The 23,139-nt window shown below is 73.1% G+C and carries 16 protein-coding genes; 6 read left to right on the forward strand and 10 right to left on the reverse strand.

What is annotated here, in order from left to right; genetic code table 11:
* The first annotated feature begins 124 nt into the window (after positions 1-124).
* Entirely contained in the window at positions 125-1,759 is a 1,635-nt protein-coding gene (locus K7C20_RS09290) for an FAD-dependent oxidoreductase (protein ID WP_053208515.1), read from the forward strand.
* 130 nt (positions 1,760-1,889) lie between these two features.
* Positions 1,890-2,966 carry an RNA ligase (ATP) gene (locus K7C20_RS09295; protein ID WP_030089024.1) on the forward strand — a complete coding sequence of 359 codons (1,077 nt, stop codon included), beginning with the start codon at positions 1,890-1,892 and terminating at the stop codon, positions 2,964-2,966.
* 55 nt (positions 2,967-3,021) lie between these two features.
* On the opposite strand, the gene K7C20_RS09300 is transcribed toward K7C20_RS09295, so the two are convergent.
* Genes K7C20_RS09300 through K7C20_RS09310 form a run of 3 tightly spaced genes read right to left on the reverse strand, consistent with a single transcriptional unit; the run spans position 3,022 to position 9,466 of the window.
* Positions 3,022-4,974, reverse strand: a complete 1,953-nt coding sequence (locus K7C20_RS09300) for a helicase-associated domain-containing protein (RefSeq protein WP_030089022.1) — start codon at positions 4,972-4,974, stop codon at positions 3,022-3,024.
* Entirely contained in the window at positions 4,971-6,521 is a 1,551-nt protein-coding gene (locus K7C20_RS09305; protein WP_222892575.1) for an SWIM zinc finger family protein, read from the reverse strand. The genes K7C20_RS09300 and K7C20_RS09305 overlap by 4 nt, the downstream gene beginning before the upstream one ends.
* A complete protein-coding gene (locus K7C20_RS09310) occupies positions 6,518-9,466 on the reverse strand; it encodes a DEAD/DEAH box helicase (RefSeq protein WP_053208877.1) in 2,949 nt (982 codons plus the stop codon). Before K7C20_RS09310 ends, K7C20_RS09305 begins: the two co-directional genes overlap by 4 nt.
* A gap of 567 nt (positions 9,467-10,033) precedes the next feature.
* Between K7C20_RS09310 and K7C20_RS09315 the strand changes: the two genes are divergently transcribed.
* Together K7C20_RS09315 and K7C20_RS09320 are read left to right on the forward strand one after the other, a co-directional pair.
* Positions 10,034-11,602 (forward strand): UvrD-helicase domain-containing protein, encoded by a 1,569-nt coding sequence (locus K7C20_RS09315; protein WP_048830377.1) that lies wholly within the window; start codon positions 10,034-10,036, stop codon positions 11,600-11,602.
* Positions 11,603-11,648: 46 nt separating this feature from the next.
* Positions 11,649-11,972 carry a DUF6343 family protein gene (locus tag K7C20_RS09320; protein ID WP_053208876.1) on the forward strand — a complete coding sequence of 108 codons (324 nt, stop codon included), beginning with the start codon at positions 11,649-11,651 and terminating at the stop codon, positions 11,970-11,972.
* A gap of 104 nt (positions 11,973-12,076) precedes the next feature.
* Here the strand turns inward: K7C20_RS09320 and K7C20_RS09325 are convergent, their stop codons facing one another.
* The 5 genes from K7C20_RS09325 to rpsA form a co-directional block, all read right to left on the reverse strand.
* The gene (locus K7C20_RS09325) at positions 12,077-12,490 is read right to left on the reverse strand and encodes a tetratricopeptide repeat protein (protein ID WP_030089009.1); all 414 of its coding nucleotides are present in this window, start codon (positions 12,488-12,490) and stop codon (positions 12,077-12,079) included.
* A 401-nt stretch (positions 12,491-12,891) separates the two neighbouring features.
* A complete protein-coding gene (locus K7C20_RS09330; RefSeq protein ID WP_409351343.1) occupies positions 12,892-13,212 on the reverse strand; it encodes a cupin domain-containing protein in 321 nt (106 codons plus the stop codon).
* A gap of 170 nt (positions 13,213-13,382) precedes the next feature.
* Positions 13,383-13,973: a dephospho-CoA kinase gene (gene coaE / locus K7C20_RS09335; RefSeq protein ID WP_030080049.1), complete on the reverse strand. Its 591-nt coding sequence runs from the start codon at positions 13,971-13,973 to the stop codon at positions 13,383-13,385.
* Positions 13,974-14,030: 57 nt separating this feature from the next.
* The gene (locus tag K7C20_RS09340) at positions 14,031-14,984 is read right to left on the reverse strand and encodes a PAC2 family protein (protein WP_048829277.1); all 954 of its coding nucleotides are present in this window, start codon (positions 14,982-14,984) and stop codon (positions 14,031-14,033) included.
* An 859-nt stretch (positions 14,985-15,843) separates the two neighbouring features.
* On the reverse strand, positions 15,844-17,364 hold the full coding sequence (rpsA, locus tag K7C20_RS09345; protein ID WP_030080055.1) for a 30S ribosomal protein S1: 1,521 nt from the start codon (positions 17,362-17,364) through the stop codon (positions 15,844-15,846).
* Positions 17,365-17,742: 378 nt separating this feature from the next.
* Between rpsA and K7C20_RS09350 the strand changes: the two genes are divergently transcribed.
* Together K7C20_RS09350 and hrpB are read left to right on the forward strand one after the other, a co-directional pair.
* Complete coding sequence (locus K7C20_RS09350; protein ID WP_053210441.1) at positions 17,743-18,564, forward strand: class I SAM-dependent methyltransferase; 822 nt, start codon at positions 17,743-17,745, stop codon at positions 18,562-18,564.
* 347 nt (positions 18,565-18,911) lie between these two features.
* Entirely contained in the window at positions 18,912-21,575 is a 2,664-nt protein-coding gene (hrpB, locus tag K7C20_RS09355; protein ID WP_053210442.1) for an ATP-dependent helicase HrpB, read from the forward strand.
* A 72-nt stretch (positions 21,576-21,647) separates the two neighbouring features.
* Here hrpB and K7C20_RS09360 read toward each other — a convergent pair whose 3' ends face one another.
* Positions 21,648-22,664, reverse strand: coding sequence for a DUF3068 domain-containing protein (locus K7C20_RS09360; RefSeq protein ID WP_030080059.1), 1,017 nt, complete (start codon positions 22,662-22,664; stop codon positions 21,648-21,650).
* A 111-nt stretch (positions 22,665-22,775) separates the two neighbouring features.
* Complete coding sequence (locus K7C20_RS09365) at positions 22,776-22,910, reverse strand: SPW_0924 family protein (RefSeq protein WP_107083537.1); 135 nt, start codon at positions 22,908-22,910, stop codon at positions 22,776-22,778.
* Between the last annotated feature and the right edge of the window lie 229 nt (positions 22,911-23,139).

Raw genomic sequence — 23,139 nt, forward strand, 5'->3', positions numbered from 1 at the left:
CCGCCACCGGCGCCGTCATCGCCGCCGCACGCCGGCGTTCCCGGCCCTATGCGGCACCGCCCTTTCTGGACGTGTCCCGCGCCCGTCGGGGATCCGTGCTCCGCCGCCGAGAGAGGGACTGCCCATGACCGGGTCGAGCACGACGAGCAGCGACGGGCTCCAGTTCACCCATCCCTACCTCGCCGTGGTGCTCGGCGGCGGCTTCACGGGCATGCTCGCCGCCGCGACACTGTCCGAACACGCCGACGTCATCGTCGTCGAGCGGGAACGGCTGCCGCGGACCCCCGCCCGCCCCACGGACCTCCCGCAGGCGCGGCACGCCCATCTGCTGACGGCGGGCGGCGCCCGGCTGGTCGATGCCCTGCTGCCCGGGAGCGTCGACCGCTGGCTGGCCGAGGGCGCCCGCCGGGTGCCGCAACCGGCGGAGCCCACCGGCCGTTCCTCGAAGGGCTGGTCAGGGCGACGGGCACGCGCGGAGTGTCTGATCGCCTGCTCCCGCGATCTGCTCGACCGGGTCATCCGCCGGCAGGTACCGGACCTTCCCGGGGTGAGTGTCCTCGACGGAACCGAAGCGGCCGAGCTGACCGGGACCGCGGAACACATCACCGGGGTGCGCGTCCGCGACACCACCACCGGCGCCGCCTACCGTCTGGATGCCGACCTCGTCGTCGACGCCACCGGGCGGCACTCCACCACCCAGGACCGGCTGGCCGCACTGGGACTGCCCACCGTGCACGAAGACGTCTCGGACTCCGGGATCGTCTCGGCGACCCGTATCTTCCGTGCCCCGTTCGGCATGGACGTCCCGGTACTCACCACCCGTTCGGCGTTCACCGGTCCGGTTCCCGGCCCCTTCGCGGCGCGGCGCCCGGTCCCCGGGAAGACGGCGACGCTGGTCCCGATCGAGGGCGGACGCTGGCTGGTCACGCTCACCGGCGCCGGGGACGACCGGCCCTCCGAACACGCGGGCCGGTTCGTGCCGTTCGCCCGTCGCACGGGCAACGCCGTCATCGGCGACCTCGTCACCGACGCCGAGCCGCTGAGCGAGGTACGGCTGTCCCGCGACACGACCAGCCGGTGTCGGCGCTATGAGCAACTGCCGTCCTGGCCTACGGGATTCGTCGTCCTCGGCGGTGCCGTCGCCTCGCTCGCCCCCGATTGCGGTCAGGGCCTGTCCCTCGCCGCCCATGGTGCCGCCGCGCTGCGCGGGGCGCTGCGGCGGCACGGGTTGGAGGATCCGGCCCTCGCCCGCAAGGTGCAGCAGGCCATCGGGCGCCTCGTGCAGGAACCGTGGTCGCTGGCCGCCGGCACGGGGCTCCACTCCCCCACCGCGGGCCGGCCCGTCGTCAGCCGCGGCTACCTCGACGTGGTGACGCCCTCCGCTCCGAAAGCCCCGGCCCTGCGGCTCTCCGCGGCGCTCGGCCGGCTCCGGGGTACGGCCCGGCTCCGCCCGGCGGCAAGTGGCACACCGGGCGGACCGGCCGCGCCGGAGACGGCCCCGGCACCTGTGCCGGCCACGACCGGTACGTCGTCGGCCGCCGGTCCGCGCTCCCCGGCAGCGACCGGTGCCGCCGCCCTCCCGGCGACACCTGCCGCCACGCTCTCGGCCGCGCCGCCCGTTCCGGGACAGCCCTCGGCCCCGCCCCCGCGCACCGGCTCCGAACCCACCCCCCGGCGCCTCCCGCGCCCCCTCGGCTTCGGCCCGACGGCACTGCGTCGCATCGGCGGGACCGGCAGGCGGAAACCGGCCGACGACTGAGGTCACGGCCGCCGGCCCCGGCCCCCGTCCCAGGTGAAATTCGGTCGCCGGGCGGCCCGGCCTCGCTCACAGTGGTGGCGGGGCGGCCGCGTCGGCGGCGCCTGACTGCTGGTGCAGAACGGGGAATGGGATGTCGACGCTGCGCGTCACGGTCGAGGAACTGACGGTTCATGAGCATCCGAATGCCGATGCGTTGGAACTCGCGCAGGTCGGTCTGTATCGCGCGGTGGTCGCCAGGGGCGTCTACCGCACCGGCGACCTCGCCGTGTACATACCGGAACAGGCCGTCCTCCCCGAGGAGTTGGTGGCCGAACTGGGGCTGACGGGGAAGCTGGCCGGGTCCGCGGCCAACCGTGTCAAGGCGATCCGGCTGCGTGGCGAGCTGTCGCAGGGCATCGTCTGCCGCCCGAAGTCGCTGAACGACGAGGCTCTGGTGCGGGCGCACGCGGACGGCGCCGACCTCGCGGCGGAGCTGGGCGTCGTGAAGTGGGTGCCGCCGGTGCCGGTTTCGATGAGCGGGGAGGTCGAAGCGGCGCCCGGTCTTCTGCCGTGGATCGATATCGAGAACCTGAAGCGGTATCCGGCGGCGTTCGCCGAGGGCGAGCCGGTGGCGGTCACGGAGAAGGTGCACGGCACTGCGTGCTGTCTGACCTTCGACGCCCGGGACGAGCACGTTCAGGTGACCTCCAAGGGGCTCGGTGCCCAGCGGCTCGCGCTGGTCGAGGACCCTAAGAACCTGTACTGGCGGGCGGTGCGCGGCCATGACGTTCCACAGGTCGCGGCGAAGATCGCCGGGGAGCTGGGGGCGTCGCGGATCGGTGTGTACGGCGAGGTGTACGGCGACGGCGTGCAGGATCTCGGCTACGGCGCGGACAGCCGGCGCGGCGAGCCGGCGTACGCGGTGTTCGATATCGCCGTGGACATCGGCGGACAGCTGCGGTGGCTGGATCCGCAGGAGCTGACGGCGGTGCTGGACGGCCGGCTTCCGGTGGTGCCGACGCTGTACAGCGGCCCGTATGAGGCGGGGCTGGTGATGGAGCTGGCCGAGGGCCGCGAAACCCTGTCGGGGCGTGCGGTGCACCCCCGGGAGGGGGTGGTCGTCCGTCCGCTCCGGGACCGCTACAGCGCGGAGCTGGGCGGGCGGGCCATCGCCAAGGTGGTCAGCGGCGCGTATCTGACGCGCAAGGGCGGCACGGAGTACGAGTAGCCCGCCCCCGCACTGCGGCCCGTGGTGCGGCCCGCAGTGCGGGCCGGTCACCGGGTCATCTCTCACCTGCCGTCTGAGCCTCCCGGGGTTCCGCCGGGAGCCCCAGGAGGCGGTGGGCGAGGTCCAGTGGTGCGTGGGGGTTGCGGGTGGGGGCGGGCACCTTGGCGCGGTGCGCGGGGAGGCGTTCGACGGTCGTGGTGCCGGTGTCGGATTCCAGGGCCGGGGCGTAGCCCGCAGCGCGCAGCGCGTCCAGGGTGGCGGCCGGCGGGCGGCTGCTGACCAGGACGGTCGGGGCGATGGCGCGCAGTCCGAGGTCGCGCAGGGCACGGTGCGCGGCAAGCTCTTCGACCAGGGCTTCGTCGTCGGAGCGGATGCAGCAGGCGGCGGACAGGACGCGCATCCGGCCGTGGGAGCGGGCGGCGTCCTGGAGGAGGTAGCCGAGCGGCTGGGGCAGGGTGCCGGTCGCCGAGGCGCGGGTGAGGTCCTCGCGGAGGGTCTCGGCGCTGTGGCCGGCGTCCAGCGCGCGGCGTACGGAGCGGTGGGTGAAGCGCCAGGTCACGGCGTGGCCCTCGGATTCGCGGTCGGCCGCGGAGGCGAGCAGAGCGTCGAGCGCGGCGGCGGGGCGGCCGGGGACGACGGCGGTCAGATCGGCCTGGAAGTGGGCCTGTTCGAGGAGCGGCGGGAGCAGATCGGCGAGCGGCTCGTCGAGGGAGCGCGGGTCGGCGAGCAGCGCCCGGCCGAGGGGGGTGAGGGTGCCGTGGGCGACCAGCCCCAGGCAGGTGGCTTCGTGGAGGGTGTGGGCGGCACGTTCCCCGGCCATCGGCTGGTGGGTGACGGCGAGGGGGCGGTGCCAGTCCGCTGCCCGGAGGAGGTCCTTCCACGGGGTGCCAGTGCCCGCCTCCGGCTCCGGGGGTTCCGTGAACGGCAGCGGCGGGAGGGGGGCTCCCGCGCCGAGGGAGACGGTGTCCAGGGCGGCGAGGAGGGCGTGCCGGAGGGCGGGTGCGTGCCGGTCGTGTCCGCGGACCAGGGCGGTCGGGGTCTCACCGAACGGGGTGTGGGTGGGGATGTCCCACAGCCCTGACCAGGCGGCCAGGAGCGGGGCGAGGCGTGCGCCGGGCGGGCGGCCGAGCCAGTCGTCGTAGGCGCCGGTGGGCAGCGCGGTGATGCCGGACGGGCTGCGGGTCAGCGCGATCAGGTCGGCGGCGAGCGTGAGGTCGAGGAGGAGGCGGGTGTGCGGTTCGGTGGCGCCTGCCGCCTTGGCCAGCCGTTTGATCTCCCGTACGGCCAGCCCGCCCGACTTGCGCAGCGCGGCGGGCTGCGTCGCCAGGGCGGCCAGCAGGCGGTCGACGGTGGCGGCGAGGGTGGCCGCGGCGGCCCGTGATTCGTCGTGCGGCGAGGTCGTCGGGGGGAGGGCGGCGGCAGGCGTCGCAGGGGCGGCGGTGTCGTCCGGGGCGGGCCGCGGGGCGTCCGCGAGGAACGGGCCGAGGTCGTGGGCGGCCAGGAGTTGCGGGGCGCGCGGCGGTACGACGACCGTGCCGTCCTCGGCCGGCGCGGCGAGTCCGTCGTCGTAGAGGTGGTGCAGCGCGGTTTCCGCGGCGGCGCGCGCGGGTCCGGGCGAGGTGGCTCCGAGGGCGCCGAAGACGTCCTCGGGCTCGACGGGTTCGGTGGCCAGATGCGCGAAGGACAGCCGGTGCGCCATCAGGGACTGGTAGTCGGCGCCGGGGGCGGGGGCGGCCGGGCCGGGGGCGTCCCGCCCGGCGCGCTCCTGGCTGATACGGGCGGTGGCGGCGAGCACCTGGATCCGGGGGTGGTCGAGGTGCAGCACCACGTGGTGGAGGGTTTCGTAGGACCACAACGCCTGTGCCAGGCCGCGTAGTTCGGTGGGTGCGGGGCGGCGGGCGAGCGGCTCGGCATGCCGGGTGAGGAGCGCGGCGAGCTGTTCGGGGGTGCGCCGGGCGAGGGACCGGGTGAGTGCGTCGAGACCTTCCACGGCGTTGAGGTTAGTCATCGCGCGAGCAGGGTGGTGAGGGCGCCTACGGGGTCGGGGTCCGCGGGGCCGGTGGGCCACCAGTCCTCGGTGCCGGGCTCGGATTCGTACGGGTACCAGCGGTTGTCGTGGCCGAAGCGGAGCTGGATGCCGCGGTCCGTGTCGGTGAGGTGGTTGTGGCGCGGGCGCAGGGCCGGGAGGTCGGCGGCGAGGAGGGCGCTGCGGGCCCGGTCGAAGTCGCCGGCCGGAGGGTCCCAGGGGGTAGCGAGGAGGGCGAGGCCCTCGGGGCCGCCCTGCCGCCAGGCGGCGACGGAGCGGGCCACGTCCGTGGTCGTACGGCCGGTCGCCGCGGCGAGGTCGCGGTAGAGGGCCCGGGTGGCGGAGGTCAGGCCGGCGGTGGGGTGGGCGGTGGCGGCCAGGCGGATGGCGTCCTCCCACGGGGGCAGCGCGGGGAACGGGCTGTGGACGGGCGGGCGCCCTCCGCCGTGGCCCGGGGATGCGGTGGCGGAGACGCAGGCGTGGGCGCGGGCCGCGGCATCGGCTGCCAGGAATTCGAGGGCGGCGGGGTCGAAGGGGAGGGTGTCGCCGTCCGGCAGGGCCGGCGGGTGGCCGGGGCGGGCCGGCGCCGGCAGCGGGGGCGGGAGCGGCGGGCGGGGTCGGTCGGCAAGCGCCGCCTTGGCCAGGACACCGCCCACCGGCGGGGCGCCCGGCGTCTCGGGCTCCCCGGGGGCAACTCCGGGCGTCACCGGGGCGCTTGGCGCGGTAACGGCGTCGCGGGTCTCTCCCCCGGCCTCGATGCCGCGACGGTGCCGGGGCGGCCGGGTGGTCGCGGGGGCGTGGGAGTGAGCGTGGGTATGGGCGTGGGTTTCGCGGGCGGTGTGGGCGGTGTTGCGGCGGGAGAGGTCGTCGAGGAGTTCGCGTTCGCCGCGGCCACGCATCAGCAGCAGGACGAACGGGTCCGCGTCCAGGAGGCGGGCCACCTGGAAGCAGAGGGCGGCAGCGTGTTTGCAGGGCCTGCCGTGGTCGGGGCACGAGCACCGGGGGACGAGGTCGCCCGGCCCCGGGAGGAGGCGCACCTCGCCCTCGGCCAGGGCCTGGGGCAGTTTCTTGGCCAGCAGGGCGGTGAGCCGGCCGGGGTCCGCGGCGATGGAGTCCAGGAGGCCGTCCCACTCCTGGTCGGTGAGGGTCCTGAGGCGGATTTCCGCACTGTAGGGGCGGGGCCTGCTGCCGCGTACGGTGGCGACGATGCGGCCCGGGGTGACGTTGATGGTGTCGACATGGCCGTCGCGGGCGTAGGTCCGGCCGCGGGCGAGCCGGGCGCTGTCGAGGGCCGTGGTCTCCAGCGCGTCCAGCCAGGCGCTGCCCCACCAGGATTCGGCGAACAGCCCGCGGGCGCCGGGCCGGGCCGGCAGGGGCGGGAAGGTGCGCGAGCGGTCTGCGCGGGCCAGCCGGTCCGCGGCGGCGGCGCGCCCGGTGGTGGGGCGCCCGGTGGTGGGGCGCCCGGTGGTGGGGCGCCCGGTGGTGGGGCGCCCGGTGGTGGGGCGCCCGGTGGTGGGGCGAGGGGTCATCCGGGCCTCCGGAGGGAGACGAGGTCGGCCAGTTCGGCATCGGACAGCTCGGTGAGCGCGGTCTCGCCGCCGGAGAGCACAGCGTCGGCGAGCGCCCTTTTGGCGCTGAGGAGTTGGGCGATGTTGTCCTCGACCGTCCCCTCGGCGATCAGCCGGTGGACCTGGACGGGCTGGGTCTGGCCGATGCGGTACGCACGGTCGGTGGCCTGCTCCTCCACCGCCGGATTCCACCAGCGGTCGTAGTGGATCACATGGCCCGCGCGGGTCAGGTTCAGTCCGGTGCCCGCCGCCTTCAGGGACAGCAGGAAGACCGGGGCGTGGCCCGACTGGAAGCGGTCGACCATCCTCTCCCGTTCGGCGACGGGGGTACCGCCGTGGAGGAGCTGTACCGGGATGCCGCGGTTGGTCAGATGGCCTTCGAGCAGCCGCGCCATGCCCACGTACTGGGTGAAGATCAAGGTGGCGCCGCCCTCGGCGAGGATGGTGTCCAGGAGTTCGTCGAGGAGTTCGAGCTTCCCGGAGCGGGCGGCGAGACCGGGGGCGGCCTCCTTGAGGTACTGCGCGGGATGGTTGCAGATCTGCTTGAGGGCGGTGAGCAGCTTCATGACCAGGCCGCGGCGCGCGATGCCCTCGGAGGTCTCGATCCGGGAGAGGGTCTCGCGGACGACGGCCTGATACAGCGCGGCCTGTTCGCGCCCGAGCGCCACCGGGTGGTCCGTCTCGGTCTTGGGCGGGAGTTCGGGGGCGATCCCGGGGTCGGACTTCTTCCGGCGCAGGATGAACGGGCGCACCAGCCTGGCCAGCCGCTCGGCCGCCCGCGGGTCCTCACCACCTTCGACCTCACGGGCGTGCAGCGCACGGAACGTTTTGAGGGAGCCGAGGAGCCCGGGGGTCGTCCAGTCGAGGAGCGCCCACAACTCGGAGAGGTTGTTCTCCACGGGAGTGCCGGTGAGAGCGATCCGGGCGGGGGCCTCGATGCTGCGCAGCGCCTTGGCCGTCGAGGAGCGCGGGTTCTTCACGTGCTGGGCCTCATCGGCGACGATCCAGGCCCAGGCCCGCCCGGCGAGTTGGGCGGCGCTGCTGCGCATCGTCCCGTACGTCGTCAGCACGAAACCGCCCGCCAGGCCGTCGAGGCTGCGGCCGGCGCCGTGGAAGCGGCGTACGGGCGTGCCGGGGGCGAAGCGCTCGATCTCGCGCTGCCAGTTGCCGAGGAGGGACGCCGGGCAGACCACGAGCACCGGTTCCGCGGGCTGTCGGTGCAGATGCAGCGCGATGACCGTGATGGTCTTGCCCAGGCCCATGTCGTCGGCGAGGCAGCCGCCGAGGCCCAGGGAGGTCATGGTGTCGAGCCAGGCCATGCCCCGTAGTTGGTAGTCGCGGAGGGTGGCCCGCAGTCCGGGCGGCTGGGGCAAGGGACGCGCCTCGGTGGTGAGACGGCCGCGCAGCGCGGCGAGAGCCCCCAGCGGCACCACCTCGACCTCCTCGCCGTCCACCTCCGTGGTGCCGTTGAGCGTCGCGGCGAGGGCATCGGCCGGCTCCAGGTACCCCAGTTCGCGCTTTCTGGCCTTGCGGACGAGCCCGGGGTCAACCAGGACCCACTGGTCGCGCAGTCGGACGACGGGGCGGTGCGCCTCGGCGAGGGCGTCCATCTCCGCCTCGCTCAACGGCACCCCGTCCATGGCCACCTGCCAGCGGAAATCCAGCAGTTCACGGGTGTCGAAGAAGCCGAAGCCGTCCGCTGACGAGCCCGGCGCCGGGCGCAGCACCGCCGCCGCGGTCAGACCGCGGGTCAGTTCCCTGGGCCAGTGGACGGTCACTCCCGCGGCGCCCAGGCGTGGCGCTGCCTCCCCCAGCAGCTCGTACAACTCGTCCTCGCTGAGCGCCAGTACGTCGGGGACGGGCTGCTCCAGGAGGCGGGTGAGCGGCGCCCAGACGCGGGCGGCGCGGCGCAGGGCGAGGAGGGTGTCGATACGGGAGCGCGGTCCGAAGTGGTCGGGGCCTTCGCCCTCCCACAGTCCGCGGGCGTCGGCGACCAGGGTGGGGTCGGTGAGGCTGTGCACCTGGAGGACCGCAGCCGCCGCACTGCGCTCCTCGGTACCGCCCGCCCCGCTCTCCTCACCCCTGTCGAAGAGCTTGTGCGCGGCGAGATCGAGACGCAGGGAGAGACGTACACCCGCGTCGACGCCGGCCGCGAGCTCGGCCGCCCATTCCCGGGCGCCGGGAAGGCGGTGCGGCGCGTTCGCGGCGAACGGGGCGCCGGCCACCAGAGCTGCGGCAGGCGTGCGCGGCAGCGTGTCGGCGATCGCATCCACATAGAGCCGCACCAGGGCCGCGGGGTCGTGCACCTGGAGCGGGCGGCTGCCGGGGATCGGCACTGCATGGGCGTCGGCGGGCATGGCGGCCGCGATGGCCCGGAGGTGCGCGATGTCGTCGGGGTCCAGCGGGCCGGCGCGCCAGGCGTCGGTGTCCTCGGCGGTCAGCCCGGGGAGCAGTCTGCCGCGCGCGGCGAGATGCAGCGCATGCAGGGTGGCCGCGCCCCAGCAGGCGGCGGCCGGGTGGGCGGCCGGATCGTGCCGGGCACGGACCAGCAACGGGACGGCCTCGGCCAGCGGGAGCAGCAGCGCGGGGACCGTGCGGCTGCGGGCGCCGTTCCCATGACGGCGGGCGACCGTCAGCTGGCCCTGCTCGGCAGCCCCGCCGATGCCCGGCGCCGTCGCATCATGCCTTCCCCCGGTTTCGGCGTCCGGGAGCGCACCGCCATCGGGCCGCCACAGGGCGATCTTCCCGGCGCGCGGCGGCTGTCCGGGCAGGAAGACCGCGGCACATCGCCCCAGGGCAGCGCCGCTTCCACCGTCCTTCCCCACGCCCCCGGACCCGGCCGTGGGCGTGGACGGGCCGCCCCACGGCCGGGACTCCCCTGCCGCCGCCTCCCACCGCCTCGTCATGCCATCCCTTACTTGCTCGTCAATTCTCGGTCGTCGATCTTGGCCATAGATGCTCGGTCGGTAAGTCTTGGCCATTACGGCTCGGCCGTTACGCCCGGACGCAACACCCACAGCGCCCGCAGCGCCCGCAATGCCTGCCACGGCCGCAACGGCTGCCGCGCCCGGTCCGATCCCGGTTTCCTACACCCCGACCTGCGAGTCTACGGACGTACCCGGCACGCCTTCCGCATCCGCCCCTGCCTCCGCACCTCCCTTCCGGCACTGGGCGACGCATTGCTTGACGCGCACGCGTGGACCGAACCGTCCCGCGGCCCGCGCACGCTCCTCCCACCGCATGACGCGAAAGGCGACGCACTGCCCGCCGACCCCGACTCCGCCGCGCGGCACCCGGCCACGCGAGACCGATGGAAGCAGACGGCACTGACAATGCGCCCTGACCAGGCCTTCCGCGCACCACCCCGAGTTATCCACAGGCCGCACACTTCCCTCTTGCCCTCAGCTCAAAATCCGCTACGGTGAGTGACGTCATCACTCTCGGTAATCAATCGGCATCGCTGAGGAGCGCTCATGCACCTCCCCACACCCGAACAGTCCGCCGCGGCGGCGGCCTTCCCGACCGGCTCGCATCTGGTGATCCAGGCCGGCGCCGGGACCGGCAAGACGACCACCCTCGCGATGCTCGCCCGCACCGCTCGGCGCCAGGGCCGGTCAGGTCGCTACATCGCCTTCAACAGAGCGGTAGCGCGCCATGCCGCACGGACCTTCCCCGCCGAGGTCGCCTGCGGGACGGCTCATGCCCTTGCCTACACCGCCGTGGGCAGGCGCTACCAGGCGCGGATGAAAGCCCCTCGGCAAGCGGGATGGCGCACGGGCGCGGCCCTGGGCATCGACGAGGACATGACCGTGCGGGCCGGCGCCCGAACGGTCACCCACAAGGCACTCTCGTACACGGTCCTGCGCACGGTCACCCGCTTCTGCCAGTCGGCGGACAGAGACATCGGGCCGCACCACGTCCCGCCCCTCCGCGGCGCCGAATCCGAGCCGCTGCACGCACAACTCACCGAGCTGGTCCTGCCCTATGCCCGCAAGGCCTGGGCCGACCTGCAACATCCGGACCGCGGCATCGTCCGCTTCGAGCACGACCACTACCTCAAGATGTGGGCACTGCGCGAGCCCGTCATCCCGGCGGACTTCCTGCTCCTGGACGAGGCACAGGACACCAACCCCGTGGTCGAGCAGGTCTTCACCGCACAACGCGACCACGCCCAACTGGTGCTGGTCGGAGACTCCGCTCAGGCCATCTACGGCTGGCGCGGCGCGCGCGACGTGATGACCGGATTCGACGGCAGACAGCTCAGCCTCTCCCGCTCGTTCCGCTTCGGCCCTGTGCTTGCGGCCGAAGCCAACCGCTGGCTCACCATCGTCGGTGCCCCGATCCGGCTCACAGGTTCGCCCTTTCAGCACACGGAGTTACGCGCCGTCCGCGCGCCGGAGGCGATCCTGTGCCGGACAAATGTGGGAGCGATGGTGGAGGTGATACGACAGCTGGAGGCGGACCGCCGGGTAGCCCTCGCGGGCGGCGGCGAGGCACTGAGCGCTCTCGCCCGCGCCGCACACGACCTCGAGGCCGGGCGCCGCACCGCCCACCCCGAGCTGATGCTCTTCGAGACCTGGGGCGAACTGCGCGAGTACGCGGAGTTCGATCCGGCCGGACGGGACCTGCTGCCCCTGGTGGAACTCGTCGACGAGCACGGCACGGAGGCGTTACTGCGCGCCCTGGATCAGTTGTCCCCCGAGGACTCCGCCGACGTGACGGTGTCCACGGTCCATCGGGCCAAGGGGCGGGAGTGGGCGAGCGTGCGTATCGCGGACGATTTCACGGGCCCCGATGATCTCGACGAGGCCGGGGACGACGGAGCCCCGCTGCCCGGCCCGATCGACATCGACGAGGCGCGCTTGGCCTATGTCGCCGTGACCCGCGCCCGGTCGCTGCTCGATATCGGCGGGCTGTCCTGGATCAACAGCCACCCCGCCGGCGACCCGCTCCCCGACGCGCACCCCAGCGAGAGGAATCCCATGGAGCACGCACCGGAAAGAAGAGCTTCCACCACGGAAAGAGGTGTCAGGGACAGATGACTGGCGCGCCGATCGGGAGGATCCTGGAGGTGGGAGATGGGTGCCGATGCGTACGGGAAATGAGCCCCTTCAGGCACGCAGCCCGCTGAAGATCCGTCGCGGGCTGGCGCTGTGGGGGTTGCTGTGGGCGATCGCCGGAGCCGTGGCCTTCGCCAATGCCGGGCGGCCGGAATGGGCGGCAGCATGTGCCGCACTGGCGATGGTGGCGGCCACGGACCTGGCGATGGTGATCCGCCATATCCGCCAGGGACCGCACTACCAGCCGGGCAAGGACATACCGCCCTACGCCCCGGACCGAGGCCGGAACGACTCGTTCGGCATACGGAACGGCACCGGTCGGCGACGGAATACCAGGCCGAAGAGGCCGTAGCGGCCGTAGCGGCCGTAGCGAGACGGTAAATGCTGTAGCGCGACGATGGGCACATCGCCTCCGGCGGCAGGGGGGCCGACACCCGACCAGCACGGTCGGCGCGGCTACTCCGGATCGCGGTCCGGGCTGCCGGGGTCGCGATCGCCGTTGCCCATGCCGGGCGCGAAGCGTGCCGCTTCGATGAACTCCGGGCGCGGTTCGAGGGCCGCTGCGAGTCGGAAATGGCGCAGTGCCTCCTCGGAGCGGCCGGCACGCTCCAGGGTGCGGCCGAGTGCGAAGTGCGCGAAGGCGTTGTCCGGCTCGCGTTCCAGCACGATCTGGAACTCCAGCTCCGCAGGCCGTAGTTGAGCGGCGAGGAAGAAGGCACGGGCGCGCAGCAGTCGGGCTGCGGTGTTCTCGGGGTGCGCGGTGATGACCGAGTCCAGCAACCGGATCGCCCCACGGGGGTCACGGGCCGCCAACAGCTGCTCCGCGGCGCGGAAATCGATGACATGCGTCTCGGGGCTGCTCTCGGGCACGGTCTGCTCCTCTCCGTCGCCGTCGGGGGCGTCCGTCAACCACGGACGGTACGGCGTCGCCTGCCGGACAACAATCCCGTCGGTCGCGGCATTCCCCGGCCGGCACGGCATCAACCGGCTCCGCCGGCCTCCGTGACCTCCGCACGAAAGCCACGCCGGGCTGGGCGGGAGGAGAGCACAGGCACAGGCGGGACGCGGGCCGGGCCGACGGGACGCGGGCCGAGCCGAGCCGTGCCGTGCCGTGCCGTGCCGAGGGACCGCAGCAACGACCGGCGGAGGGGGTGGGGTGGGGGCGGGGGCCCGGGGGGGGGGAGGGGCGGGGCCCCAGGGAAAGCGGCCAGCGCCAATACGCCGCCCCCCTGCCGACCACCACTGCCCCACCGCCCACACCCCCGCCCCCACTAAAGGCTGATGTGGTACGCCTTACGCAACGTCTCGTGCACGGTCCACTGCGTGTGGTCGCCCTCGCGCAGGACGCAGGCGTCGCCGGGGCCCACCTCCAGCACCGAGCCGCCCTCGACCTCGATGGTGGCGCGCCCGCTGACGACCACGAAGAGCTCGTTGGCCTCGGTGTCCGTCACCACACCCGGCGTGATCTGCCAGATGCCCCGGATCTGCCGCCCGTCGGGGGACTCCCACAGCACCTTGCCCGTCACCACCGGCTCACCGGAGACGATCTGGGCAGGATCCAGCGCCTCCGGCTCCAGATCGGCGTCCGCGATGCCGGGGATATTGACCACGAACGAGGCGGGCGCGGAGTCGTCGGCAGAGGTGCCCTCGCCAAGGGAGCCGGCCCCGGAGCCGGGCTCCGCAGTGGTGGCGGGCTCGGTGGCGGAGTTGTTGGCGTCAAGATCGGAAGCAGCAGTCATGGCGGCGAGGGTACCGTCCGGCCTCAGGCGCTCCGCAGCCGCTCCCATACTGCGCGGACCTGGGGTTCCAGCGCCTCCAGCGGCCCGTCGTTGTCGATGACGAGATCCGCGACCGCCAACCGCTGTTCGCGGGTCGCCTGGGCCGCCATCCGGGACTTCACCTCGTCCTCCGCCATGCCGCGCAGCCGCACCGAGCGGTCCAACTGAGTTCCCGCTGCGGCGTCGACCACGACCACCAGGTCGTACAGCGGCGCCAGGCCGTTCTCCGTCAGCAGCGGCACATCGTGCACCACCACCGCCTCCGGCCCCGCCGAGGCTTCGAGTTCGGCGGAGCGCGCTCCCACCAGCGGGTGCACGATCGCGTTCAATGCCTTCAGCTTCTCGGGGTCGGAGAACACGATCCCGCCCAGCTTCGGACGGTCCAGGGTGCCGTCCGGCGTGAGTACGCCGTCCCCGAACTCCGCGACCACTGCCGCCAGTCCGGGCGTGCCCGGCTCGACAACCTCGCGTGCGATCTTGTCCGCGTCCACGATCACCGCGCCGTACGACGCCAGCAATCGCGAGACCTCACTCTTGCCCGCGCCGATTCCGCCGGTCAGCCCCACCTTCACCATGGGCCCACGCTATACGGTGCGCCCGGACGGCAGGAGTTCAGGAGGCGACAGCCCGGCTCAGGCTCCGCCCGCGCCGCCGTCGCCCTCCCGCTCCGCCAGGAAGCGCTCGAACTCCCTGCCGATCTCGTCGGCTGACGGCAGTTCCACGGGCTCGGCCACGAGGTTCCCCCGGCTCTCCGCCCCGGCCACCGCGTCGTACTGATGCTCCAGCCCGCTGACCAGCGCGACGAGCTCCTCATCGCCCTCCGAGATCTGCCGCTCGATCTCCTCCTGCGTCCGCAGCGCCTCCGTACGCAGCGAATGCGCGGCGCCGGGCAGCACCAGCCCGGTCGCGGCTGTCACAGCCTCCAGGGCTGTCAGCGCGGCGTCCGGATACGCGGACCTGGCGATGTAGTGCGGCACGTGCGCGGCCACACCCAGGACGTCGTGTCCCGCCTCCGCCAGCCGGAACTCGATCAGCGCCTCCGCGCTGCCGGGCACCTGTGCCTCATCGAAGAAGCCGCCGTGCCCAGGCATCAGGTCGGTGCGGTTGCCGTGCGGGGTGATGCCTACGGGGCGGGTGTGCGGGACACCCATGGGGATGCCGTGGAAGTTCACCGAGAGACGTACGCCGAGGCGCTCCACGATCTCCTTCACCGCGCCCGCGAAGCGTTCCCATTCGACGTCCGGTTCGGGTCCGGACAGCAGCAGGAACGGCGCGTCGGTGGTGTCCCGTACGAGCCGCAGCTCGATGCGCGGGGTCTCATAGGCGGTCCATCGGCTGCGCTCGAAGGTGAGCAGCGGGCGGCGGGCGCGGTAGTCGACGAGGCGGTCGTGGTCGAAGCGGGCGACGACTTCATTCGGCAGGCCGTCCAACAGCCGTTCAACGATCTGGTCGCCCGTCTCGCCGGCGTCGATGTACCCGTCGAAGTGGTACAGCAGCACCAGTCCGGCGGAGTCCCTGGAGGCAATCGCCTCCACCTCCGCGAGCCCGCTCGGCTCCCATTCGTACAAACCCTGGGGATCCAACACAGTGACTGCTCCTCCTCGTTCTCATCAGCGGCAACGCACAATCCGGCGCGGGCATTCCCGCCACCGCATACGGCCCCACCTCACATCGCACATGCCCCGCCGCCACACGGCATCAGCCCGACGCCCCACCAGGCGCAGCCAACCCCCGCCGGACGCCATGCCAACGCCGCCGAACGCCCCCACGGGCCCGCCCCGCCTCGCCACACCTAGCCCAAGCCAAGAACCGGAACTCCCCTACGCACAAGGCGATTTCACCTACCCCAGTTCGGCGCACCCCCTCCCCACCACCAACCCAGTCGTCGGCATCTCCACAGCCGCACGGCTCAAGGACGCCCTCGGCGGCGCGAACCCGGCGGCGCCATTCCGGCTCACCGACGTCACCCACAGCGGCAACTGCACAACCGCTGCCATGGAGTGCGTGGGCTTCCGCGAACCCAGCAAGGAATGCCTCATCAAACCCCCGGAACCCCGCCGTCCACGACACCGGCAATAACGGCAGGGGTATGGGTCAGCGGTGTCCGTGGGCAGGCATCGACGGCACCAACGGAACCAACGAACACGAGCGACCGGGCGCAGAGCCTCGGCAACACGTTCGACGGCGGCGGGCCGACCGGCGCCACGTCGGCGCCTCCTGGGTCACCATCACGGGCAACCACCCTGTCACCGGCGGCCGCGCCTCACCCGCGCCCTCGCCCTCACCCTCGCCCATTCCAGGAATCCCCACGGGCTGAACCGGCCTCCGGAATCCCCGACCACGACGCAGGCCCCGAACACGAGGAGGGCCCCGAACACGACGAAGGCCCGCTCCCCCTGAGGGGAACGGGCCTTCGTCTATCGGCTAGTGCCTATCGGCAAGAGCTCAGCTCTGGCCGCCGGCCAGCTTCTCGCGGAGCGCGGCGAGGGCCTCGTCCGACGCCAGGGCGCCGGAGTTGTCCGCCGACTCCGAGGAGTACGAGCCGCCGCCACCGGTGGTGCCACCACCGGCGTTGCCGCCGGTCGCAGCCGCCGGCGCCGCAGCGCCCTCGGCCGCAGCCTGCTCGTCGGCCTCGCGGGACTTGATGACCTGAGCCTGGTGCTGCTCGAAGCGCTGCTGCGCCTCGGCGTACTGGTTCTCCCACGCCTCGCGCTGGGTCTCGTAGCCCTCGAGCCAGTCGTTGGTCTCGGGGTCGAAGCCCTCGGGGTAGATGTAGTTGCCCTGGTCGTCGTAGGACGCGGCCATGCCGTACAGGGTCGGGTCGAACTCGACGGCCGACGGGTCGGCGCCGAAGGACTCGTTGGCCTGCTTCAGCGACAGCGAGATCCGGCGACGCTCGAGGTCGATGTCGATGACCTTGACGAAGATCTCGTCGTTGACCTGGACAACCTGCTCCGGGATCTCGACGTGGCGCTCGGCCAGCTCGGAGATGTGGACCAGGCCCTCGATGCCCTCGTCGACGCGCACGAACGCACCGAAGGGAACGAGCTTGGTGACCTTACCCGGGACGACCTGACCGATCTGGTGGGTCCGGGCGAACTGCTGCCACGGGTCTTCCTGGGTCGCCTTGAGCGACAGGGACACGCGCTCGCGGTCCATGTCGACGTCCAGGACCTCGACCGTGACCTCCTGGCCGACCTCGACAACCTCGGACGGGTGGTCGATGTGCTTCCAGGACAGCTCGGAGACGTGGACGAGACCGTCGACGCCGCCCAGGTCCACGAAGGCACCGAAGTTGACGATGGAGGAAACGACGCCGGAGCGCACCTGACCCTTCTGGAGGGTGGTGAGGAACGTCTGGCGGACCTCGCTCTGGGTCTGCTCCAGCCAGGCACGGCGGGACAGGACCACGTTGTTGCGGTTCTTGTCCAGCTCGATGATCTTGGCCTCGAGCTCCTTGCCCACGTAGGGCTGAAGGTCGCGGACGCGGCGCATCTCGACCAGGGAGGCCGGGAGGAAGCCACGGAGGCCGATGTCGAGGATGAGACCACCCTTGACGACCTCGATGACGGTACCGGTGACGATCCCGTCCTCTTCCTTGATCTTCTCGATGGTGCCCCAGGCGCGCTCGTACTGGGCGCGCTTCTTCGAGAGGATCAGGCGGCCTTCCTTGTCCTCCTTCTGGAGGACCAGGGCCTCGATCTCGTCGCCGACGGCAACGACCTCGTTGGGGTCGACGTCGTGCTTGATCGAGAGCTCGCGGCTCGGGATAACGCCTTCGGTCTTGTAACCGATGTCGAGCAGGACCTCGTCCCGGTCGACCTTCACGATGACGCCGTCGACGATGTCGCCGTCGTTGAAGTACTTGATCGTCTCGTCGATCGCGGCGAGGAAGGCTTCCTCGTTACCGATGTCGTTGACCGCAACCTGCGGGGTGGTGGCGGTGGTCTCGGTGCTGCTCGTCATGTGGGTAAAGGCTCCGGTGCGGACATTGAAGTCGTAGGTACTGCTACGCCGAGAGCCCGTATCGCCTCTGCATAAGCCGGACAGTGTCAAAGACGTTTTCGCCGGAAGCCCACAGATGCCGGAGCATCCGGAACGACCCGAATCGCCTCAAAACCGAGGGGACATACATACAGATGCGAGCGCGGCCTGCTCCGTCTGAGGCGCGCAAGCCCGCAGCGCAACTTGTAGCATACGGGGGCAGCCGGACCCGGTCAATGCGCGAACGCGCACACCCGGGGCAGAACGCCCCATAACCGGCACACGCGATGTTCCGCGAGGTCGAACGGCCTCACAGTCCCTGCAGCTACAAGCAGAGCGAACACTACGACGACGGGCGCCATGAACCAAGAGCACGAGCCGGAGGCGACCCGCCGTGACGCCTCGGACACCGAAAGCAGCCGGGCAAGCCGGGGCTGGTGGGACCGCAACGCGGACGAGTATCAGAGCGAGCACGGCGCGTTCCTCGGGGACGACCGGTTCATCTGGGGGCCCGAGGGACTGGACGAGGCGGATGCCGCGCTGCTCGGGCCTGCCGCCGAGCTGAAGGGCCGGCGGGTCCTGGAGATCGGGGCCGGTGCGGCGCAGTGTTCCCGCTGGCTGGCGGCGCAGGGCGCGCTGCCGGTGGCGCTGGACCTCTCCCACCGGCAGCTACAGCACGCTCTTCGGATTTCCGAGGGCGCGGCGGACGACGCCACCGAACTGGTGGAGGCGGACGCCGGGGCGCTGCCGTTCCGCGACGGCAGCTTCGACCTCGCCTGCTCCGCGTACGGCGCGCTGCCGTTCGTCGCCGATCCGGTACGGGTGCTGCGCGAGGTGCGCCGGGTGCTGCGGCCGGGCGGCCGGTTCGTCTTCTCCGTCTCCCACCCGATCCGCTGGGCCTTCCCGGACGAGCCGGGGCCCGAGGGGCTGTCGGTGGGGGCCTCCTACTTCGACCGCACGCCGTATGTCGAGCAGGACGAGTCCGGCCGGGCCGTTTACGTCGAGCACCACCGGACGCTGGGCGACCGGGTGCGGGATGTGGTGGCCGCGGGGTTCCGGCTGGAGGATCTCGTCGAGCCGGAATGGCCCCGGTGGAACACCCAGGAGTGGGGCGGCTGGTCTCCGCTGCGCGGGCATCTGATCCCGGGGACGGCGATCTTCGTGTGCTCGACGGAGGCTTAGGGGCGAAGGCCAAGGCACGGCCACGGGGTGCCGGACGCAGCCAGCGACCGGGCGGGGCGACCGTGCCCGGCGCACCGGCTGGGCCGGTAGGCGGTAGCCGGTAGCCGGTAGGCCATAGCGGTGATGACGGCTCGGAACGCTGACGACCACAGGCCGGCGGACCGGCGGACCGGCGGACCGGCGATAACGGCCCGAGCCAAGCGGGCCTGCGACGACGGCCGGAGCCCGTCGACCGCGAGTGGCGGCCCCAGGCCCGCGGGCCTGCGGTGACCGACCGGGGCAGCAGCCGGATGGCCTCAACCAGGGCAGCCGGCCGATGGGTCAGGCCGGGGCGGCAGACTGGGGGCGTGATCCGCCGTGACGCCCTTGACCAGTTGCCCGTCCGTACCGCGCTGCCCGCGTTGCGTGCCGCCCTCGACGGGCCCGGCACGGCGGTGCTGTGCGCCCCGCCGGGCACCGGCAAGACGACGCTGGTGCCGCTGGACCTGGCCGGTCTGTGCGGTGAGGGGCCGGTGCGGCGGGTGCTGGTCGCCGAGCCGCGGCGGATCGCGGCCCGTGCGGCCGCGCGGCGGATGGCCTGGCTGCTGGGCGAGCGGGTCGGGGAGCAGGTCGGGTTCACGGTGCGGGGTGAGCGCCGGGCCGGGCCGCGTACCACCGTGGAAGTCGTGACCACCGGCGTGTTGCTTCAGCGGCTCCAGCGCGATCCGGAGCTGGCGGGCGTCGATGTGGTGGTGCTCGACGAGTGCCATGAGCGGCATCTGGACGCCGATACCTCCGCGGCGTTCCTGCTGGATGTACGGGAGACGCTGCGGCCCGAGCTGCGGCTGGTGGCGGCGTCGGCGACGACGGACGCCGAGGGATGGGCGCGGCTGCTGGGCGGCCCGGAGGGCGCGGCGCCGGTGGTCGAGGCGGCGGGTGTGTCGCATCCCGTGGGGGTCGTGTGGGCCCCGCCGGAGCGGCCGGTGCGGCCGGCGCACGGCATGCGGGTCGATCCGGCGCTGCTGGCGCATGTGGCGGCAGTGGTACGGCGGGCATTGCGCGAGCAGACGGGTGATGTGCTGTGTTTCCTCCCCGGTGTCGGGGAGATCGGGCGGGTCGCCGGGGAGCTGGCGGGGGTGGATGCCGAGGTGCTCCAGGTGCACGGGCGGGCGCCGGCCGAGGTGCAGGACGCGGTGCTGGCGGGCGGGAGCGGCGTCCGCAGAGTCGTGCTGGCGACGTCGGTGGCGGAGTCCAGCCTGACCGTGCCGGGTGTGCGGGTGGTGGTGGACAGCGGACTGGCGCGGGTGCCGCGGACGGATCACGCGCGCGGGCTCAGCGCGCTCACGACGGTGCGGGCCTCCCGGGCGGCGGGCCGTCAGCGCGCCGGCCGGGCGGGGCGCGAGGCGCCGGGAGTGGTGTACCGCTGCTGGTCGGAGGGTGAGGACGGGCGGCTGCCGGCCTTCCCCGATCCGGAGATCAAGGTGGCCGATCTGACGGCGTTCGCGTTGCAGTCGGCCTGCTGGGGCGATCCGACGGCCGGCGGGCTCGCCCTGCTCGACGCGCCGCCTGCCGGTGCGCTGGCCGCGGCACGGGAGGTGCTGACGGCGATCGGCGCGGTGGACGGGGCCGGCCGGGCGACGGGGCGGGGCGGGCGGATGGCGCGGATCGGGCTGCATCCCCGGCTGGCGCGCGCCCTGCTGGACGGCGCGCCCGAGGTCGGTGTGCGGCGCGCCGCGGAGGTGGTCGCCCTGTTGAGCGAGGAGCCGCCGCGGGCGTACGGGGATGATCTGGCGGCGGCGTGGCGCACGGCGCGTCGGGGTGGCGATGCGTACGCGGCGAGGTGGCGTCAGGAGGCGCGGCGCTTGGCGTCGGCGGCCGGGGAGCCGTCGGCCGGGTCGGGTGCGGGCGGCCGTGGCGGCTCCGCGGCGGACGCGGGTGCGGACGCGGGCGGCGGCCGTACCGGAGGCGGGGGCGGCGCGGCAGCCGCCTCCGAGGATGCGGTCGCCGGTCTCATTGCCGCGTTGGCGTTCCCGGAACGGGTGGCGCGAGCCCGGGGGGCCGGGAGTTTCCTCATGGCGTCCGGGACCGGGGCCGATGTGGCCGGGGCGGGCACGGGGGCGCAGGCCGGGTGGGGGCATCGCGCGGGCTCCGCGGGCGACGGTGGCGGGTCGAGGCTGCGGGATGCGGGGTGGCTGGCGGTTGCGGTGGCGGACCGGCCGGTGGCGGCGGTGTCCGCGCGGGTGCGGCTCGCGGCGGTGATCGACGAGGAGACGGCGTGTGCCGCGGCACGGGCGTTGTACTCGTCGGGTGAAGAGGTGCGCTGGTCGGACGGGGATGTGGTGGCCAGGAGCGTGACACGGCTGGGGGCGATCGAGCTGGCGGCCCGGCCGCTGTCCGCGCCCGACCCCGGGCTGCTGCGGGACGCGGTGGTGTCGGGGCTGCGGCGGGAGGGGTTCGGGCTGCTGCGGTGGTCGGCCGCCGCGACGTCGTTGCGGCAGCGGATGGCCTTTCTGCACCGGGAGTTGGGCGCGCCGTGGCCCGATGTCTCGGATGCGGCGCTGCTGGAGCGGGTCGAGGAGTGGCTGGGGGTGGAGCTCGGGCGGGCGCGGCGGCGGGCCGATCTGGCGCGGGTCGACGCGGGGCAGGCGCTGGGCCGGCTGCTGCCGTGGGCGAGCGGCGACGCGGCTCGTTTTGATGAGCTGGCGCCGGAGCGTATCGGGGTGCCGAGTGGTTCGCGGGTGCGGGTGGACTACGGCGGTGAGCAGCCCGTGCTGGCCGTCAAGCTCCAGGAGTTGTTCGGGCTTCAGGAGTCGCCGCGGGTGGCCGGCGGGCGGGTGCCCGTGCTGGTGCATCTGTTGTCCCCCGCGGGGCGTCCGGCGGCCGTCACGGCCGATCTCGCCTCGTTCTGGCGGGACGGATACCGGTCCGTACGTGCGGAGTTGCGCGGTCGCTATCCCAAGCATCCCTGGCCGGAGGACCCTTCGGCGGCCGAGCCGACCCGGCACACGTCGGCGCGGCTCAAACGGGGCTGAGCCCGGGGCGGGAGGGGGTCGGGAGGTGTCGGGAGGGGGTCGGGAGCGCCTCGCTGACGTCATGTGTTCACGTTACGGGCCGGCACTGACAACGCCGTCGCCGGACGACGGCGGGGCGGCTGCGGGATGCCGGGCGGGTGCGGCACGGGGGCGCCGGCCGCGCGCCTCCAGATGCAGGCTCAGGGCCAGCAACGCACCGCCGAGGAGCAGGAACCCCCAGGGCAGGTAGCTGGTGAGCAGGAGGACGAGGGTGCGCTGGGACGTCACCAGGGAGACGGTGGAGTCGATGTAGTCGTCGCGCATCTTCACATGGCCGGCGAACGCGGTGACCTTGCCGCCGCCGGGCAGCAGATCGCCGCCGCGCAGCTCTTCCTTGTGGATCTCCTGGCCGTTGACGGGCGCGCCGGTGACCGGCTCCACCCAGAACATCCGCTTGGTGGTGTACCAGCGGGTGGTGCCCATCCTCTCGACGGACTCGGGGGTGATGCCCTTGACCGGCATTTTCTTGGGGAGGGCGACCTTGGTCCAGGGGATGGTCTGCTCGAAGTAGTAGACCTCCAGGCCGCGGAAGGTGCGGGTCCCCTTGTAGTGGATGGGGGCCGAGGTGCGGGTCTGGGCGTCGAAATAGGCGTAGTCGCGCCGCTCGGTGAGGAACGGCCACTTGTACTCGATGCCCTCGCGGCGCACCGGGTCTCCGTCGACCATCTCTCCGGTGGCGTGCACGGGTTCCTGGGAGTGTGCGTCGAAGAGGTAGCGCTCGGGGATCGCGGAGACCATTTTGCCGTCGGGGCCGACGACGTAGGACAGCGTGTCCCAGACGACGACGTCGCGGCCCGCGGACTGCTCGATGCGGTCGGAGGCGGCGACATTGCCCTTGAGGGTCTGCACGATGGTGACCTTGGGGACGCGTTCGGCTTTCATCGTCCCGTAGTTGAGGAGGGTGGCGGGCTTGGCCTCCAGGACCATGTCCTGGTACTGGCCGGGCGGGATCTTGGCGAGCCGCGGAAAGGCGTACCACCGCATCAGCGGGGACAGGGCGGTGAAGAAGACCGCGCAGGCGAGCAGCACCAGGCTTGCCGTGCGGCGCATCCCTCGCGCTTCGCGGCGCAGGCCGGGGGCTGCGGTGCCGGTGTCGGCCGGGGGCCCGGGGGTCGTCCCCCGGGTGGGCACGGGGCGGGGCATGGTGGTGGCGTCCCTCCCTCAGGGGTGCTTGGGGACGGTGGTCAGCAGCGGCTTGGGCGAGGTCGTGCTGCCGGGCGCGCCGGTCGCGGTGAGGGTGAGGACGAGGGCGAGTGCCGCGGCCAGTCCGACCGCGGCTGCTGTCAGGGCGCGCATGGCCGCCTCCCGGAGAGCTGCTGTGCCTGTCCGGGGGACCCCCGGATCCCCCGACGGCGTCAGGGCGGGGGCACCGTAGCAACGGGCGGCTGAGATGAGAACACGTTGCACCGCCGTCCTGCCCTGGACGGTGGGCAGGACGGCGGTGACGGGCCGGTGCGGGGCCGGCCCGGCTGGTCACCCGGCCCCGCGGCCGGACGGCCGGGGCGGGTGGCGCGGTGACGGACCG

It is taken from the genome of Streptomyces decoyicus (assembly GCF_019880305.1).
Lineage (GTDB): Bacteria > Actinomycetota > Actinomycetes > Streptomycetales > Streptomycetaceae > Streptomyces > Streptomyces decoyicus.

Coding starts and splice junctions, on each gene's coding strand:
- K7C20_RS09365 (WP_107083537.1), bottom strand. CDS start 22,910: ATGCGCGCCCTGACAGCAGCCGCGGTCGGACTGGCCGCGGCACTCGCC.
- K7C20_RS09300 (WP_030089022.1), bottom strand. CDS start 4,974: ATGACTAACCTCAACGCCGTGGAAGGTCTCGACGCACTCACCCGGTCC.
- K7C20_RS09305 (WP_222892575.1), bottom strand. CDS start 6,521: ATGACCCCTCGCCCCACCACCGGGCGCCCCACCACCGGGCGCCCCACC.
- K7C20_RS09295 (WP_030089024.1), top strand. CDS start 1,890: ATGTCGACGCTGCGCGTCACGGTCGAGGAACTGACGGTTCATGAGCAT.
- K7C20_RS09350 (WP_053210441.1), top strand. CDS start 17,743: ATGAACCAAGAGCACGAGCCGGAGGCGACCCGCCGTGACGCCTCGGAC.
- coaE (WP_030080049.1), bottom strand. CDS start 13,973: ATGGTGAAGGTGGGGCTGACCGGCGGAATCGGCGCGGGCAAGAGTGAG.
- K7C20_RS09315 (WP_048830377.1), top strand. CDS start 10,034: ATGCACCTCCCCACACCCGAACAGTCCGCCGCGGCGGCGGCCTTCCCG.
- K7C20_RS09290 (WP_053208515.1), top strand. CDS start 125: ATGACCGGGTCGAGCACGACGAGCAGCGACGGGCTCCAGTTCACCCAT.
- rpsA (WP_030080055.1), bottom strand. CDS start 17,364: ATGACGAGCAGCACCGAGACCACCGCCACCACCCCGCAGGTTGCGGTC.
- K7C20_RS09360 (WP_030080059.1), bottom strand. CDS start 22,664: ATGCGCCGCACGGCAAGCCTGGTGCTGCTCGCCTGCGCGGTCTTCTTC.
- K7C20_RS09320 (WP_053208876.1), top strand. CDS start 11,649: ATGCGTACGGGAAATGAGCCCCTTCAGGCACGCAGCCCGCTGAAGATC.
- K7C20_RS09310 (WP_053208877.1), bottom strand. CDS start 9,466: ATGACGAGGCGGTGGGAGGCGGCGGCAGGGGAGTCCCGGCCGTGGGGC.